The organism is Aeoliella fuhlenseeensis (assembly GCF_052161615.1).
In the GTDB taxonomy this organism is placed as follows: domain Bacteria; phylum Planctomycetota; class Planctomycetia; order Pirellulales; family Lacipirellulaceae; genus Aeoliella.
On sequence record NZ_CP197417.1, the window covers coordinates 3,603,382 to 3,620,575 of the forward strand.

Genomic DNA, 17,194 nt, shown 5'->3' on the forward strand with positions numbered 1-17,194 from the left:
GCGATGAGACTTAGTGCCGCCTGGCCAGGAAGTTCATCGCTCGACCTCGGCCGCCGTATCAGGGTGTATCGTTGGAGGTGGGACGCGTTGAACGATACAGGCGGGAGGCTTCCAGTATAGCACAGAGGGTCCCCTCGGATGCAACTGAAATAAGTCGCCAAGCCGCTGCGACGACTAGCGCCACGTCCGCGGGAAGCGTCGGTGTAAGGAGTTCGACCTGAAGGACGTCGCGAACCATCAGTCCGCCGGGAATCAAGGACAAAAATCCCGCCACGACAGGAAGGGTCACCGATTCGATCCAGAGGGCGAGTTGCGCGATTGGGGAAACCGGAATGTCACTCACCGCCCGCACGGCAGCCCACAAACTGAGACCGAGTACCCCCCAAGCGAGTGTCGAGCACAGGACTCCCGCCGCGGTGAGACTCCAAGTAATCCCCGATACGGGATCGGTCGCTGGAGCTGCGGCCAATGAGTCGGAGGAAGCTGGTGGTTGTTTTGCGATAATCCGCCGAGCGAGGCGCCGCGCGACAGGAGGAGTCGCCGGTACGCCCACGAGTAGCGCGAGCCCCGCCGATAACCAGATGTAGCTCGATGGTCCGTCGCCACTCACGACGAGCAGCGCGGCAGCGAGCGCCCCGCCGGTTGCCATAAACAGCAGCGTCTCGACGAACACGCTCACGACGGCGCGTCGCATGTTGCATCCCGTTTGCACGAGCACTCCGGTACGAAGCACCGCAACCAGCGCCTTGCCGGGGACGTATTTCCCTAGGTGGCCCAAATAGTAGGCACGGATGATGGCAAACATCGGAGGATGTTCGCCAAGTCGCGCGAGGGTCATTCGCCAGAAGAACGCTTGAGGTGCGAGCCCGACCAGATAGAGAACCGCAGAAACGGCCACCCATGGCCAATGAATGACAAGATCGGCATCGGATAATTGCTGCCAACCCTTCTTCACTGTCCCACCCGCAAACCACAACACTAGCCCCACAACAACTAGCGTTACCCCCCAACGAATCACGTGGCGCCTGGCCGCAGGGCCAGTCAGTCGATTGAGAAGTGAACGAGGCTGCATGCAGGATTCCGGATTCGCAAGAACTCGGGGAATGTGTCGGCGCGCGAACTATGGAAAAGCCCGGCCACGATACAATTTAGGCAATAGCGTACGTTGAGTGGGGTAAGCAAGGCAAGATACGGAGTGATAGCATCCGCGAAGAGTTGGCGTTTCCGTCACGTTAATGCGTAGGCTCTCCCAATTTCTCTAGGATGTTTTCTGGTGTTTCGCTAGAATCGAGGGTTGGTAGCTTGGCGCATGCCGCCCGGTTGCCGATGGTCGCTGTCTTTAGGAGTCGCGAGCGCGGAAGGATCCGGCGAGTCGCAGCCCCACCTCGGGGCGCGAGTTCATCGAATTCGATCTAGTCGCCAAGGCGCTTCATTGCATGGCGACATTCCGGCTGCATCGATCGAATTCTCTTTACTCCCACGCATAGCGCCATGACCTCCCCTACCCTCCTGCTGCTTGCCCCGCTGCTGGCTGTGACGTTTGGTTACGAGCCATCAGCCGACTCCACCAAGGGGTACGACTACACGGTGCAGGTCGAGCCCGAGTTGTTCGAGCGGATGAAGTCGGGCGAAGCCGACGCCATTGAGACGAACATCCCAGCCGAGGTTTCGCCGATTCGGCGCATCCGGGTGATCGTGGGAAACGAACCGCTCGCCAAGAAGCTCCGGCCGTCGGCCACTGCACGAACTACCTATCGTCAGGATCTGGACGCGGCCACCTCGCCAAGCATTGACCTCTTAGCGCAAACCGGCCCCGCGGGAGGGTTTGGTCGCAATGCGACGGGCTTCAACAACGGGTCGATGCGAAACACGGCTCCGCCAGCGAATAACACGACGCTCCCGCCGGTTGTCCCGACCAATACGCAGCCCACGTCGCTTCCTGCGACTCAGCCGAATACGAATCCCAACTACACGACCAACCCAAACTGGACCACCACCCAACCAACGGCGACAACGAACCCCACCAACATCGATTTGCAACAGCAGCTCGACCAGGGTTTTCAGGCGGCGAACAATACGATCAACAATGCGGCCGACTCCATGCGGGCCGGGATTAACCAAACAATTCAAAACACGCAGGACGCCTTGACCAACTCGACCACCGGCCTCCAGCCACTGCCTGTGACTACGGCCACACCGCAATGGTCCAACACAACTGCCACGCAGCCCTATCGGCAAGGCGAGCAATCCATGCTCAATAACCCGCCGGCGAGTAACCCCAACACTCAGCCCACAATCACGAGCACCACGAACGCTCCGCAAGAAACTACTCAGCAGTACTGGGATCGTGTTCAACGTGAGCAGCAACTGCGGCAAGAACAGGCGGACATGCAGGCTCGTAACAATGCGAATATGAATACGCAGTTCCCACAGCAGCCAGCGCCGTCGCAGCTCACGCGCGAGCAGAATAACAATATTGTCCGCCCGCTCGTCGATACCTCTTTAAATGCGGTGGACAATCGCATGCCAGCTAGCAATAACGCCCCGGCGATTGGCTCGACCAACAACGCCTTTGGCAATAGCAATCCCGTAACATCCGGCGGCCTTACCAGTTTTGGCGATCCTTACGATCGAGCCCTCGACCCGGCAGGTAACAATAGGGGGACTACACAAATAGTCCCAATTCCTATTCCCGTAGCGTCTAATCCTGCGTCGACTCAAAGCACCAACCGCCCCAACACCGAATCATGGGCTCCGGCCATTCAGCAGGCTGGGGTGACCGGTGGGGCAGGCGAGGCCGCCAAGGGTGCCAACCTGCCTGCCGCCGTCTGGGCGTGGGCGATTGCCCTGGGTGCAGTGGTTGTCAACATGTACCAGTGGCTCAACATCGTCGACATGCGGAATAAATACCGCGTCGCGCTTCGTCGTACGTCGCCAAATTTCGCACGGTCAATGGCCGCGTAAGGTTGTGTCGTTGGCAGCGGCCCGGAGCAAGCTTGCTCTGGGTCAAGAATCAAAGAACTGTAACCTTCTGCAAGGGCCACAGCGCCACGTCGATGCTCTTCGCAAAGTGCAACACGGGATCGGCGTCCGAGGTTGCCAGTCCGAGTGGGGCGAGCATCGTGTTCTCGCGAATCTCGGCTTCAGCTCGCTGCAAAGGCCAGGGCGAGTGATGAATCTCGCCACACCAGTAGGCTCCGCGCTTCGAGCGAGCAAATAGGCAGTAACGTTCGGTGAGCCAGTGTTCGAGGCTCGATTTCATCGCAAATGCAACCGGCCCGATAGGTCGGTAGCGGCCGGCGAATCGGGCGTCAGCCACGCCACGTCGGGTACTTACGTAGTCGATCCAGTCTCCCTGCTGCTTGGTTTGCATCGCAGCGTGATAGTACGGCAGATGAAAGAACCGCTTCGCGCCCCAAACGGCGAGTCGGCTCTCGGCGTCGAGGCTGAAAAACCATACGCCTGGTTTGCCATCGAGCTTCACGTAGGTCCTCACGTTCAGTTCGGCGAAGTGAGAGGCCGTGGGAACGCCCGGCATACCGCGTCTCTTAATTCGCATTCGAAAAGGCACGACGCCGATCCAAGCCGCACCCGAATGGGTGTCAATCTCTAGCTCGGGGGGGACCAGCGCCCGGAGCTCGGACACTTCGATCGGCCAATGAGCGAAGAGCAAGTCGTACCACTCTTGCTGCCAAGTCCAGGCCGTTGAGGGTACTGGCCAGGGACGGTGGTCGATAGCGGTGAGGTCAGGGCTGCGCATTTCGGAAGTGCCTGTCGCGCTAAATCGATTCAATTCTAGTGCGCAGAATGGTTTACCCATCCACACGCAACAGCTCGTGCGAATCCATCGATATCACATCTGCCTCCAATCGGGCGGGTCAAGGCTAGCGGGCGGTTCGTAGCTCGTTGGCCTAGCCCAACGGACAAGTTCGAAGAGGAAGTACAAATGGAACACGACACGACCTATTAGTCCCAAAGTGATGTCGCGCGTAAACAGAGAAACCACGCTGAAGGTAAGCGTCAACGAGAAGAACAGCACCAGTGGAATCGCTACCCATCGCTGATTGAACCATACTAGCGCCGCAAGCACCGCGAGTATTCCCATGAAAACAGCAAACGCTGTCGATCCGGAAGAGAACGCGAAGTACGAAAGGTAAGCAGCCGCCACTGACACTAAGGGGGCCATCCACGCGAGGTTGTCACCAGGATACTTTAGCCGCAACGCCATCACTCCGTAGTAGTAGGCCCGACAAGGTTTGGTCCACGAACGTTCCCAGTCTAGCCTTCGGTTGCCAGGCTGAACACGACTCGCTCATTCAACCACGCCCACCGGCTCCCGAATAAAACTGCTTCCCAATGTAACACCTCGTCCGCAGACTCGTAAAAGCCATGGAGCCAAGAAATCCGGCTCTTAGTCAGTCACTTTGCTAGGCGAGGCGTAAAATGCGCGCATTCTTTCGTACACATAAGATCGCTTGGATTTTTGTTTTCGCGGGCCTACCCCTTGGCAATACCCATGCTGCTGTCCCGTGGTTGCCGGTGACTGCGGTGGTCCGGTCGCTGCTTCCCCCCACGGAAGAACCCCCTGCCCCCACGGGCGGCGAATTGTCCGAAGGGACGAACACCAAGCCCCATGTGCCGTCGGGGGAACTTGAAGCTCAAGCGACGACAGCCGGCAGTACTCAGTTTCAGTACGACGACATTCAAGTCCTTGACGGACAAGAGCTGCTCGTGCCGCCAGTCGCCCCCACCGGGAAAGGCGAAGTGGCGAAGGCCCTCACCTCGGTGACTGCGCCGAACCCATCCATCGCAACACCTTCGATCACTCTCCACCGACTGGCTCCCACCCTCGATCCTTACTTCGGCGGAGTGGTTCAACTTTTGAGTGCCGGGCCCGACCAGCCGTTCATACCACTTGAGGCCATCCGCCCACCCGCCGCGCCGACAGGCGTGGCAGTCGCGTCGATGGCCAGTTTGCCTACGCTTCCGACGGGCGAGGTACTGAGTATCCCGACGCATCCGGCCGGCACTATACCAGGGCGAGCTGTGCTACTGGCAGACGGGAAAGCGCTGTTGCTGCCCAGCGTCGAATGGAATGACGAACAAGTTAAGTTACAACTTCCGCCGCTGAAACTTCAGCAGCCGACGCTCGCACGCGTGTTCGTCGCCCGCGCCGATGGAGTTGTCGTGGGCCACTTCGACTTCATGCTCGTGCCACTGGCCCAGTAAGATGCCACGTTACGACGGGTCCGCAACGCGGTCGCTGCGACAACCATTGCGCAAGCTAGAACCAGAGTCCCTGGCTCTGGAACTTGTTGCGAGGCGAAAGTTACGTTCTCCAGGGTGGAACCGAAGTTGGCTCTCCATAGTAGGTAGTCGGTCGCGTCGACAATGTTGTCGCCGGTACCATTTCCGGCGAGCGACTGAGCGTCTTCGACACTGCCGAGCACGTCTCGCCAAACGGTGTAGTCGGCAAGGTTTACGATGCCATCGCCATTAAAGTCGCCGGCAAGGGCTTGCACCACCGCAAGTGTGCCATCTGCTAAGAGTTGTGATGTGTCCCAACGTAGACCAGCACCGAGCGAGGGTAAGTAAACCAAGTCGAACGTGCCAAGCGCGGTCGTGAAATCGAACAAATCGTAGGCACTGCCCAAGGAGGGTAAAATCGCACGGTTATCCAGAAAGACTTCGAGCGTTCCCCCTGCGGTGAACTGGCCATTGATGTTTAAGCGGTCGCCGACACTCGGAGTCGCGATGTCCATCATGAGGACGGCTCCCGATTCGAGCGTCAGGTCTCCTTCGATCTCGACGACTTCGCTTGCAAACTGAAATCCACCACCGGCAACCAGTGGGTTGCCGACGTTGCGCCCGTCCAAGCGATACAGGTTGTCGATCTGGATGCGGCCTCCTTCTCGCTGAGCGATTCCGAAGGCCGCGAGGTCGCCAAGTCCTAGTCCGTTGCGAAACACGGCGCCGGAGACGGCGAGTGTACCATCGCTGGGACCAGTGGACGTGTAGATGTCGTACGTGTTCGCCTGGGCGTTGACCACCAGCCAGACGTTGTACCAAGTGTCACCGGCGATGTTAGAGATGGCGGTAGCCGTGGCCCCACCTGCGACTTCGGCCCGAAGGTCAGCGGCCCCGACGCCACCGCCGGATAAGTAGGGCATCACGGCGAAATCTTGCCAGGCGTTGTTGTTGTCGACGTTGGCGGTCGAGTTGGTAAGACCAAACATGGTGTCGTAATTGCCGGTACCAGTTGTCGCTTTGAATTGAAAGAAGAGTGTGTTCTCGGTGTTGTCACGAAAAGTGAAGTCGGTGTCATAGTTGACTGCGAGGTTCGTCACCGCTCCGCGCCAGTCGGATGCGCCGAACGAGTTCACGCCGTTGGCCTGGAGAACGTTGTCGTCTGGGGAAGCGGGCGTCGAGTCGTTTTCGATGGTCGCGGCTCCCGTACCGTTGAACACGCCTGTCCATTTCCCACCGGTGACGTCGCCACTCGCGTGGGAGCCAATCGTTTTGATCGACGCGTTAGTGTAGGAGTCGAAGTTGTCGATGAGCTGAGGTGCGGAGACAACCGGCAGCCCAGCGCCCCCGACGCGGAGCGAACTACCCGACTTCAGCAAGAACTCGCCCACCAGCGAAGCCTCGCCCGCCACGGCAAGTGACTGGCCGCCCTTGATTTCGATCCCACCGGCCAGTGGCGACACCTCTAGCGTGGCACCCTCATGGATATCGATGCTGCTTGTTGTGGCCAGCGCATCGACGTGAGCAATTCTGAGTTTTCCCTGGACGATCCGTGTCTCGCCTGTGAAGGTATTCGATGCCGAGAGCACGAGCGTCCCCCCACCCCGCTTGGTGAGCCCGCCATCTCCGCTCACTGGCGTGGCAAATTCGTGGGTGCCGAGTTTGGTGTTCACTTCTCGCGCCCCGACGAGGGTCAAGGGCCCCGTACCGACGAGCGTGTACTGGTGAAAGCTGTCGAATGTCAGTCGGCTGACTTCGACGGGGGAGTTGATCGCTACGGTTGCAGGAGCCGTGATCGCTGAACCGAACTTGGCATCGCCACCTACTAAGGGCTCTCCCGCACTCCAATTAGCTCCCGAGTGCCACGCGCCGCTACCGCTGTTCGCCCACTGCGTGACGGGTGCCAGTATGCCGGACGATTGGCTGAAGATGTAATCGCCATTGCTCCACACGCCGCCAACATGATCGAAACCCGCGACTTCGAACGTGCTACCGTAGGTCGTGTTAGCCGCAGTAACCAGGTTCCAACTATCACCGACATTCGCACTTGCGGCAGCTAGATCAAAACGAAACTCGCCATTGAGCCGCGTCGCGCGGGCCGTAGATCCTGAGATCGAATTGCTCACGCCTCCGGGCTCGATGACGAAGTTAAAGTTGGCGCCGATGGCAAGCTCGTAGCGGCTTCGATTCACCAAGTTTCCGGTGAATGTATTGCTCGACGACTTGGATACGACATAGCGAGCATCTTGCGTAATGGTGTCCGACTCGCGGATGGTAAGCGTGCCGGTGCCATGTAGATCGGCCAGCAAGTGGATGTTGCCATTGAAGGCGCGGATATTGGAATCGCTTTCGACGTGAACGTTCCCGGCAAGTTGAAAAAGGTCGGCGAGATTATTGCTGCCGCGATGGTCGACCCAGCCGCCATCGAGAACTAGGTTAGGAATAGTGATGACGCCAGTAGAACCTTCTCCTTTGAAGTAGAGTCCCGTGTCGACAGCCGGGTTGTCGAGCGTGAGCGACTCACCCGCAAAGGTAAAACTGTTAGGGCTCTGTGGAGTTCGCATAAGGTAAGCCCCCGTGCGATAGTCGGCACCGGCATGGGCGAAGTAGCCATCGCTCCAGCGATAATGAGCATTGAAGCCCGACTCGCCGTAAGGATCGCTCCCGGTTAGCGTGACAGATGTTGCACTGCTTGGATGCGCCGTGGGACCGAGCCCCATATCAGCCCGCATTGCATAGACTAGTGCTACGCTTCGCTGGGCGTTGAGGTCGCTGTACTCGCTATCGTAGTTGAGTCCGTACGGATAAAAGTGCACGCCCGATTGACGCAGCTCTGCCTGTTCGCCATCGAACTGCTTGATAAGCTGCTGCACCTGCGGACCGGTCCAGACACCTCCGCTGAAGCGATTGTTCCACTGCGATGTCGTGCCCGAGCCAAGGACATGAGCTAGTTCGTGGAGCGTGACCCGCTCGTTAGGGTAGGTGCCACCAAATCGAATGTCGCTGGAGGAGTAACTTCCATCGGCTGTCGGCACACCCGCGTTGTAGAAAACGTAAACGTAGTCGACAGGGGTGAACTGACCGTAGGTGTTGAATCGTCCTGCGGCAGCTGTCATGGCGTTGACGGCCGCTTGATGGTGGGCAGCGTTGGGCCAAGTGTCGACCGGCGAGACCCCCCAGTTGATTGCGGCTTGGGCGGCCGGCATGTCTGCCCATGCGCAGATGCTAAGAATAAGCGTTACCCCGACAAATGCGATACGTGATCGCAGGAAGAGCCACTTCATCCGCCTTCTCTCACTTCTAAGTTCCGCCGCACTAAATGCCGAAGGGGTGGCCGCAAGCACCAACGGCATTTTGCCGCAGTGTTGTGACGACCACCCCCTCGAGCTGCCCTTCACACTTGTTCTACATACGACGCCGACGAGCGACGAAGCCAGCCGCACCAACCACGGACAGCAAAATCACACCCGTGGCAGGTTCGGGGACATTGGTCTGTCCGGCCTCGAGACCGGCGAGCGGCGTGGAAGTGTTGCCGAAGTTGGCTTTCCAGGTGGCGTAGTCACCGGCATCGACAAGGCCCGAGCCATCGTCCGTGCTTCCACCGGGTAACACCGAGTCCGGTGCACCAAGGTTGTCACGCCAGACGGTGTAGTCGGCAAGATTGACGATGCCATCGTTATTGAAGTCGCCGAGCAGACCCGCAGCGATGACACTCAAAGTGCCATCGATCAGCAGGTTGTCCGTGTTCCATGCCATTCCGCCAGCCAGAGTTGGCAGCGTGAGCGTATCGAACGTGCCCGTCGCCGCGACGAAATCAAACAAGTTGAAGTTGGACCCGATGGCCAGCGCTGGTGCATCGGCGTCCCACACCACTTCCAGCGTGCCGTCGGCAACCAGATCGCCAGTGATGGCAATTCGGTCGTTGTAGCCCGACTGGCCGACGTCGAGTAGCAGCTTACCTGTGGAGGAAAGGGTCAGATCTCCAGCGACGTTGAGTACTTCGGCTCCGGTGACTGCGCCAGTGGGCCCTGTTTGGTTAGTGTAGCTCAGGCCATCAAACCAAGTGCGGTCGTCGCCGTTCGCAGTTCCGGTGTCGTCAAAGTAAACGTGAATCTGCCCCGACCCGTCCGCGGTGAGCTGCCCCAAGTTGGCGGCCCACATCTGGCGGTTGCCTTCGGCGTTCATCGGCGCGGTGCCTGCATAAGTAAGGCTTGCTGGCGCTACGCCATTGGTGGCGCCCGCCACTTCGTTCGGAGCGGCGAACAGCGTCAACGTTCCAGGCGCACTGCCGGCCTGAACTCGCCACAGTCCACCGCCATTCAGATCGGCGTCCCAGAAGTTGAGATGCACCGTGTACTGCTGACCTGGCGTCAGACCGGAGATGGTCGACCGTAGTTCAGGTGCATCGGTGGGAACGTCATTCTGAGCTTGAAGAACCTGACCGCTGTTACCGAACACCGTTCGCTCCATCCAGAAGGGACTCGCCGTGGGGGTCAATGTAGAGCCATCCGACAGCGTTGTATTACCGCCGGCACCCCAGGTGCCGTCTTGGTAAGTAAAGTTAACAGGAGCAACCACCTGTGTTAGGCCAGCCGCTCCTACGGACAAGGTGCCGTTAACGACGACATCCCCAGTGGTGGCGGATCCGATCTCTAGACGGGCACCACTCGCCACGGTGGTCGTTCCGGCGTAGTTGTTGCCGGTGTTCTGCATCTTAACGGTGCCGCTGTTGACGTTCACCGCTCCGTAGCCGGTGATGCCACCGGTTCCGGTGAAGGTGTAAGTGGAGTTGCTGTTGAACGTAATAGAACCGGGCGAGACGACTTCGTTGACGGTAACAGTCTTTGCTCCGCCTGCGCCAAAGGTCACATCGTCCAGGTCACGGAAGCTGGTTGCTCCACCGGACCAATTTGTAGAGGACTTGTTCCAGGCATCTGTTGCACCGGCACCATTCCAAGTGATGGCCGCCTCGTTGCCGGAAACGTCCAGGTTCACCTGCGAAGTCGTAGACGACACCGAGAACGTTTGCCGCGTGTTCATAACGTTACCCAGATTATCAAGCACGCGAATGGTGGAGATGCCACTCACATCGGGAGCCGAGCCGCTACTGTGGGTCATGAGCCGATAGGCAGTATTGCCCGCCAAATCAGCGGACACCGGCGTAACGTTGAGTGTAGCGCTGGGGCTACCGGTAGGGGTGGTGAGCGTACCACTGACGGCAATAAGGTCGTTCTCGGAGCCACCAACGGTGTTTTGATCGCCGAGCTGATAGTTCAGCGTTCCACCGGTCCCAAGGTTCGACATCACGACGTTGCCACTGACGCTCAGCGTGCCGACACCGTTGTCACCAGGCGTGACTTGATTGTTGTTACCGGCGAAGATGCGAATATTGTTCGCCCCGGTGTTGATGGTACCGCCTCCCGAGAGCGACTGGTCGTTCTGCACGGTGTATTGGCCGAAGTTGCTGACATTGAACGTCGCGCCGTTCTGAACCGCAATGGCACTGGTGGCGAGCTCACCGCCACTGTTGCCATCGGACATCACGGCGAGAGTCCCACCTTCGATGACGGTGCGATTATTCCAGTAGTCGACGGGATCGCTCGACGCTGTGGTAATGGTAAGGGTACCGGAACCCCGTTTGATGACGCTAATGGTGTTATCGACACCGGCTTGAGTCACCACGCCTTGATCGTTGCGGATGCCATCCGAGATCTTGGCGACGCTGAAATTGCCTGCTCCGGTGAACACAACATCACGATCCGACGAATCCGGCGTGGTGATCGTGCCTGAGAGGGTGAGCGTACCTGACGTGGACTCAATGGTATAACGATTTCCGCCGACGTTGCCGTAGATGTTGCCGGAAATCGAATTGTTACCCGAACTAGTGAGCTGAACCGAATCCACGGCAGCACCTTCGCGGGCTCCCATGTTGATCAACTCACCACTCACGGCGATGTTACCCGACAATGCGAGCGTACCGGTGTTCGCATTGCCCGCGATGGTGGTCTGTGTCGCTGCGGTGCCATCCCCAGCACCCAGAGCCGAACCATTCGTGATGGTGAGCGTGCCACTGTTGACTGTAGTAACACCACTGTAGGTATTCGCGGCTGAGAGGGTGGCCTGGGCCGCGGTGTTCACTGCGATGCCACCCGCTCCGCTTATTTCGCCGGAGAAGGTAACCTGCGCAGAGTCGTTCACCTCGACGAGGCTTGTTGCATCCACTGAGACGGTACCGTTGATCGTGCCATTCACGAAGCCAGTTGAACCCTGATCTGTGAAGAAGGCGTTCGTGGGGCCCCAGAATCGCAACTGACCATTGTTGGCCACGGTGATATTGTTGCCAGCGGGAATCGCGTCGCTGTGGACCACAGCGAGATTCGTATCGTTGATGCTAAGACCGCCGGTGAAGTTATTATCGGCGTCGAGCACCAACTCACCGGTGCCCACGGCATTCAGGCCGCTCGTGCCCGCGACTTGAACCCTGAGCCAATGGCGTCCGATGGTTTCGACCTTCGCCTCGTTGACAAGGGTGAGAACTTGATCGGTTTGCGGTGCGAGGAAGTAATCTCCATCTCCGGTGTTTGTAACCGAAAGGCTGTTGAGCTGCTTGTTGGTATCCAGCAGCACGGTACGATTTCCGGTAATGACGCCACCAAACAGGGCGTCGCCGTTGTTACCCGGAGCGACACCGCCCGTCCAGTTCGCACCGACTGAGAACAGTTGGTTGTCGAGATCGGTGTTCCATTCGACGGGCGGGGGTACGACTGCCAGGATTCCAGTACTCGGATTGAACGTGTAAGTGCCATTCGTCCACACCGAGCCCGACCTCGCAAAGCCACCGCCCACGCTAAAGTTGGTTCCGTACGTGGTTGTTGTCACGTTGGTAATCGTCCAGCTATCGCCGGGAGCCGAGCTAGCGCCGGATAGATTGAAGTTAAACATGCCATCGAACGTCGCCACGCCTGTGCCGGCGATGTTGTTGTTGACGCCCGAGCTTCCGATGTTGAACTGCCAGCTACTAGTGTTGGTCCACACCATGTCGAGTGCATCGGCGACCACGTTGCCAGTCATCGTGCTCGCGCCCGCGAAGTCGATGCCACGTCCTGGACCCGATCCCCCACCAAAGTTGTTCAGAATATCGCTGTTGCCCACGAACAGCGTGCCGGATCCCGAGATGGCCGAGTTGATGACGAACGGGCTCTGATCGGGAATCAGACCACCGTTATTACCCGTGATGTTGATCGTACCACCAAGCGTTAGGATATCCGCGGCTCCGGCACCGCTCCGAACGTAGCCGCCATCTAGAATCAGATTCTGATTCAGCGTTTGCACGCCGATGTTCTTGCTGAGGATCGCTCCTCCGGTTTGCAGGCGAAGTGCATCGCCACCAAAGGTATAGACACCGGTTGCCTCGGGCGAGCGCAACCACTTGGTGGAAACGATGTAGTTGTTTCCGGCAGAAGGCGCGGCGGCATTGCTCCACCCCCCCGCCGTGTTGTAGGACGACGCACCGAGGGCATCGCCCGCATTCAGCGTCACATCAATCGCGAGCGATTGAGGCGATGCGAACAATCCGGCCATCGCAATCGCGGCTATCGACCAGCGATGTAAATAAGTAGGTACAAGCATGGGAAGTTCTCCACAGAGTCTGGCTATTCTCAATTGTATTGATAAGACGACGCACGGTTAACGCCATTGCGTCGCGGGTCCGCTTTGTATTTGCTTAGAGCTGTCCACCACCGCCACCGCTGACGGTCGAAGGGGGATTCATCGTGTCGTCGTTCGCGCGAGTGGCGAGCGCCTTAAGTACGTTGAGTTCCGTGTCTTCAGTTAGAAACTCGATGGAAGCGTCGCACCGCAAGATGTGAGCTCCGCCGGGATGTTCGCTACCCAGGCTCGCGTCGTTATTCCCGTAGCCACTTGAACCGTTAGGTTTTCCATAGTCCTCTCGGTATCCCACCTTCATCGGCAAGTAAACGTTCTCCGAGTTATAGACGAAGGCTCCAAGAGCATCGCCAATGGAACCCACAATCCAGGAACGATTGGGACCGACACCCAGCCACGATTGTTCTCCCACCATCATGGTGTTCGAGGTGCCGTCAGTAACCCGTCGGAAGTTGATTCCTTTGCCTGGAACGATAACCCCGTTGGTCGCCGTGCCACCGATGGCAGCATCGTTGCACTTAGCAATTGTATAACCCGAGTCCGGCCACGGAGCATTCGCTGCCAGCGGGCACTGGCTCGATTTGGCCCCCATGATGCCGACGTAGTGCGCACGCAAAGAGGACTGGTCGACAAACAGAGTGTTGTTACCGGTGCCACCGGTGTACGCACCTAGCTGGTTTCCGACGGACGGGCACTGGAAAGCCGGAACTGGGGTCGCCTCGGCAGCATCGTTTGCCGCATTGTCCCAAGCGTAACCTTCGTTGATTAGCTCACGAAGATTTGTTTGCTCCATGAAGGGTAATATCTGTGCTAGGTAACTCATGTAGGTGAGGTGAGCCGAAACAGTGGGCAGCTTACCTTGCGTATCGTGGAAGTTGTGACAGGCGATGCCGATCTGGCGGAGTTGATTGGAGCACTGCGTTCGCCTCGCCGCTTCGCGCGCCGCTTGCACGGCAGGCAGTAACAGCGCCACCAAGATGCCGATGATGGCGATAACGACCAGCAGCTCCACAAGTGTGAATGCCTGGCGTTTCATAACAAACCTCCTCTTCGTCCATGGAATAGTGTTTAGATTCATAGCTGGATGAGATTTCGCTGAGCAAATGCGGTAAGAAGCAGTAGACCGGTAATCAGGGTCGAACCCCCGAGTTCCGGAACGACGTGCGAGGCTTCCTGTACGAACTCGAGGGGAAGGGAGAAACCGAAGTTAGACTTCCAGACGAGATAGTCGGACGCATCGACAACGCCACCGTTGCCATTGCCGCTCAGCACGACAACGCCATCTTCCGACGAGCCCAGTTGGTCGCGCCACACCGAGTAGTCCGCCAAATCGACCGCTCCATCGCCGTTGAAGTCGCCTGGCACCACGGGCACCACAGCTAACAGGCCCGAGGTGTAAAGCTCCGAGGTATCCCAGCGAATGTTGCTCGCAAGCGCTGGCAAGTCGAACGAATCGAAGGCACCGACAATAGCGCCCGCGGCAAGTAAGGCGAACTCGTCCCCCTCTCGTGGCAGCGAACCCTGCGAAGCGAGGGACACCTTTAGCGTACCCGCAACGGTGAGTGCCCCCTCGACGTGCAGCTGATCGTGGTGAGAAGGGTCGCCGAGATCGAACTCCACGGTGGATCCCGACTGCATCGACATATCTCCTACAACGGCGAGCGTAGCTTGGCCCTCAAAGGCTCGACCCGCGCTGATGGTCAGTCCGTCGTACCAAGTGCGGTCGTCACCATCGTTGGTGCCGGTGTCGTCAATGAACACCGAGATCGTTCCATTCGCATCGGCAACTAGCTGCCCCAGCGGAGCGCCCCACATTCTCCGATTACCCTCGGCGAACAGAGGAGTGTCGGTGTATTCAAGTGTGTCGATACCTGAGCCGTCGATGGCTCCCACAACATTCGTTCGAGGTGAGTCATAAAGAGTGAGCTCTCCCGACTCGGTTCCCACACGAATCCGCCACGCGGAGCCCGTGGCGTCCCAGTAGTTGGCGTAAACGGTGTAGGGAGCGCCTGGCGTTAGGCCGGTGAGTGTAGTCTTGAGCTCCCCCGCAGAGTTGGGATCATCGCTTCCCCCTTGATAGATCCGGCCTCCGTTGCCAAGCGATCCGTCCGTACCATTTCCAATACCTCGGATTTGCCAATCGGGATTCACTGTCGGAGTAAAAGTCGATCCATTGGAGTACGCCGTGTTACCGTTTGCGCCATGCGTGGCATCGACGTAGGTGTAGAGCTGTTTGGATACCATACGCTCGCCACCAATTCTGACCACCGAGCTGCCCGACAGCAGCAAATCACCTTGCACCGTCCCTTCGCCCGCAATCTCCGAATCCTGCGCCGTCAGGCTCCCCTCGATTACTTGGTGCGGACCGAGCGTCACCGCAGAGTGGTTGGTGGCCACGATGTTGCCGCGTACTCTGCCATCAACCGAAAGTCGTTGCGAGTCGAGGGTGTAGTGACCCTCGGCAGCGTCCTCGGCATCAAGCACACCGCCAGCGAGAACCCGAACGTGCGGGGTCCCCGAGAGGCGCGCCTCGCCTTCAATGCGTAGCGTCCCGTGGGCAATGAGCGTATCGCCAGAGTAAGTGTTGTCGCCATTGGCGAGCGTCACGACCCCTCCGCCAATTACGCGAAGTCGACCCGACCCCGATATCCCAGCGCCGGTGACGATGTAATTGGAGCTATCGTTATTGAACGCCACGCCTGAGGGCGAGACGTTACTCGCCAGATGGACAGCAAAAGAACTTGCGGTGTCGTCGAACGCCACTTCGGATCCCTCCGAGTAGGGGTCGCTCAAATCGCCACCGCTATTCCAGTTGTGCGTCTCGTCGACGTCCCAACGGGCGGGGTCAGAGGAGTCGCCTCGCCATAGTAGCGACTTGGGATCCACGTCGTCGAACGACATCCCCACCACTTCGGTGTCCCAGTTGGTGTAGGAGAAGTAGTTGCCCTGGAGCCACGTGACGGCCGTCTTCTGTCCATTCCACTCGGGAACTACGGGACGGAGATTATCGACCGTCGAGTCCTCTGTCACTGCGACCCAGTCCCAGGTGGAACCGAAGTCGGACGTCACGCCCTTGTAGAGTTCGTAACGGCTGGTGCCAGCATTCGATCGCGGGTCGATGTCGGAAGACATGTAAACCACGTTCGGATTGCTGGGATCGATGGAAGCGAGCCCCGTGTAGTCGTCCTCGGCAGCGTACAGATAGCCGCCAGCCTTCGCCATCTCGTTCACTTGCCATTCGGCTCCGTCGAACCGGGCGTAGAAGAAACGATGGTCTTGGTTGTTGTCGTTCACGCGCGCGGTAAGGATGCCAACTGGATTCCCCGTGTTGTCGATTTCCAAGTTGATCGTCCACGCCCGATTCATGGTAACGCCATTGAATTGCGAGCCGTTGGCGAACACCTCCGTCAAGGACGAGGGGGCGACACCGCTGGCGTCGAATACGTTGCCGTCCATTACGGTTCCATCGCTGTTGTAAAGGACACCGTCCTGCACGTAGCCGTGATAGACGCTATTGGCGAAGTTGCGAGGATGCCGGTCGGTAGCGATGAAGTGAATTTTCTTCCCGTCGGAGGCGTACCGCACATAGGGCCGATCGCCGCCCCCGCCTTCAGTCAGCAACTTTCCCGCCGCGGCCCAGCTAGTGCCATGGTCGGTCGATACCTGCACATTGGGGTCATAATTAAAGGTGCGGGTAAAGTTGTACGTACGACCTGCCCCGTCATTGTCTTCAGGAAGGTGATATATGTTGTTGTAAGTCGTCCCAGCCCCGTTATTGAGCGCCTGCTCCGGGCCCCAACTCGTTGGGTCGCCGGGGTTCGTCGAAATCCGCCAACGGGTGAAGTTGTCGCTTCCATGCCGCGAGTACATAGCCAAGTACCGGCCATCGGGGCGAATGTAGAGCGCCGCGGAATCGTGATCGTCTTGCTCGAACTGATTAGCCAGTTCAAAGTGACCTTGCTGGCCCGTGCGCAGGTTTCGCCATAACAGATCGATGTCGCCACGTTCCGCGCCGGAACCTGCCGAGACGCTACTGAGAATCAGAAGCGGATTGTCGGGGTCGCTATGGTCCACGATAGCCCGCTCGTCTTCGAACCAACTCCATACGCCATTGGGTGCCTGCGCCGTGTTGGTGAGGGTGAACGTGACTGCCGACGGGAAGTTCTCGGTGTTCACTACCTGCGCAGCACTACGCGTTGCATCGGCCATCATCAGGCCTAAGGCAAGGGCGAGAGCAACCAGCCTAGATCGGCATTGCTGCGCGGAGTTCATGTAAAAGTTC

General features: G+C 58.6%; 9 protein-coding genes. 2 read left to right on the forward strand and 7 right to left on the reverse strand.

What is annotated here, in order from left to right:
• Positions 1–58: 58 nt before the first annotated feature.
• Positions 59–1,072, reverse strand: coding sequence for a lysylphosphatidylglycerol synthase domain-containing protein (locus SH292x_RS14245; protein WP_442481680.1), 1,014 nt, complete (start codon positions 1,070–1,072; stop codon positions 59–61).
• A gap of 419 nt (positions 1,073–1,491) precedes the next feature.
• Between SH292x_RS14245 and SH292x_RS14250 the strand changes: the two genes are divergently transcribed.
• Entirely contained in the window at positions 1,492–2,964 is a 1,473-nt protein-coding gene (locus tag SH292x_RS14250; protein WP_442481681.1) for a hypothetical protein, read from the forward strand.
• A gap of 49 nt (positions 2,965–3,013) precedes the next feature.
• Here SH292x_RS14250 and SH292x_RS14255 read toward each other — a convergent pair whose 3' ends face one another.
• Complete coding sequence (locus tag SH292x_RS14255) at positions 3,014–3,760, reverse strand: YqjF family protein (RefSeq protein WP_442481682.1); 747 nt, start codon at positions 3,758–3,760, stop codon at positions 3,014–3,016.
• A 93-nt stretch (positions 3,761–3,853) separates the two neighbouring features.
• The gene (locus tag SH292x_RS14260; RefSeq protein ID WP_442481683.1) at positions 3,854–4,228 is read right to left on the reverse strand and encodes a hypothetical protein; all 375 of its coding nucleotides are present in this window, start codon (positions 4,226–4,228) and stop codon (positions 3,854–3,856) included.
• Positions 4,229–4,539: 311 nt separating this feature from the next.
• On the opposite strand from SH292x_RS14260, the gene SH292x_RS14265 reads away from it, so the two are divergent.
• Complete coding sequence (locus SH292x_RS14265) at positions 4,540–5,229, forward strand: hypothetical protein (RefSeq protein ID WP_442481684.1); 690 nt, start codon at positions 4,540–4,542, stop codon at positions 5,227–5,229.
• On the opposite strand, the gene SH292x_RS14270 is transcribed toward SH292x_RS14265, so the two are convergent.
• From SH292x_RS14270 to SH292x_RS14285, 4 genes are all read right to left on the reverse strand, one after another.
• Entirely contained in the window at positions 5,136–8,453 is a 3,318-nt protein-coding gene (locus SH292x_RS14270) for an autotransporter-associated beta strand repeat-containing protein (RefSeq protein ID WP_442481685.1), read from the reverse strand. The two genes, SH292x_RS14265 and SH292x_RS14270, sit on opposite strands and share 94 nt — an antisense overlap.
• Before the next feature lie 199 nt (positions 8,454–8,652).
• Positions 8,653–12,876 carry a beta strand repeat-containing protein gene (locus SH292x_RS14275; protein WP_442481686.1) on the reverse strand — a complete coding sequence of 1,408 codons (4,224 nt, stop codon included), beginning with the start codon at positions 12,874–12,876 and terminating at the stop codon, positions 8,653–8,655.
• Positions 12,877–12,970: 94 nt separating this feature from the next.
• Positions 12,971–13,948, reverse strand: coding sequence for a DUF1559 family PulG-like putative transporter (locus SH292x_RS14280; RefSeq protein WP_442481687.1), 978 nt, complete (start codon positions 13,946–13,948; stop codon positions 12,971–12,973).
• Positions 13,949–13,986: 38 nt separating this feature from the next.
• Positions 13,987–17,184 carry a BNR-4 repeat-containing protein gene (locus tag SH292x_RS14285; protein ID WP_442481688.1) on the reverse strand — a complete coding sequence of 1,066 codons (3,198 nt, stop codon included), beginning with the start codon at positions 17,182–17,184 and terminating at the stop codon, positions 13,987–13,989.
• Positions 17,185–17,194 lie beyond the last annotated feature (10 nt).

What these genes read in the sequence shown, in the direction of transcription:
- SH292x_RS14245 (WP_442481680.1), bottom strand. Translation starts at nt 1,072, where the DNA reads ATGCAGCCTCGTTCACTTCTCAATCGACTGACTGGCCCTGCGGCCAGG.
- SH292x_RS14250 (WP_442481681.1), top strand. Translation starts at nt 1,492, where the DNA reads ATGACCTCCCCTACCCTCCTGCTGCTTGCCCCGCTGCTGGCTGTGACG.
- SH292x_RS14255 (WP_442481682.1), bottom strand. Translation starts at nt 3,760, where the DNA reads ATGCGCAGCCCTGACCTCACCGCTATCGACCACCGTCCCTGGCCAGTA.
- SH292x_RS14260 (WP_442481683.1), bottom strand. Translation starts at nt 4,228, where the DNA reads ATGGCGTTGCGGCTAAAGTATCCTGGTGACAACCTCGCGTGGATGGCC.
- SH292x_RS14270 (WP_442481685.1), bottom strand. Translation starts at nt 8,453, where the DNA reads ATGCCGGCCGCCCAAGCCGCAATCAACTGGGGGGTCTCGCCGGTCGAC.
- SH292x_RS14275 (WP_442481686.1), bottom strand. Translation starts at nt 12,876, where the DNA reads ATGCTTGTACCTACTTATTTACATCGCTGGTCGATAGCCGCGATTGCG.
- SH292x_RS14280 (WP_442481687.1), bottom strand. Translation starts at nt 13,948, where the DNA reads ATGAAACGCCAGGCATTCACACTTGTGGAGCTGCTGGTCGTTATCGCC.
- SH292x_RS14285 (WP_442481688.1), bottom strand. Translation starts at nt 17,184, where the DNA reads ATGAACTCCGCGCAGCAATGCCGATCTAGGCTGGTTGCTCTCGCCCTT.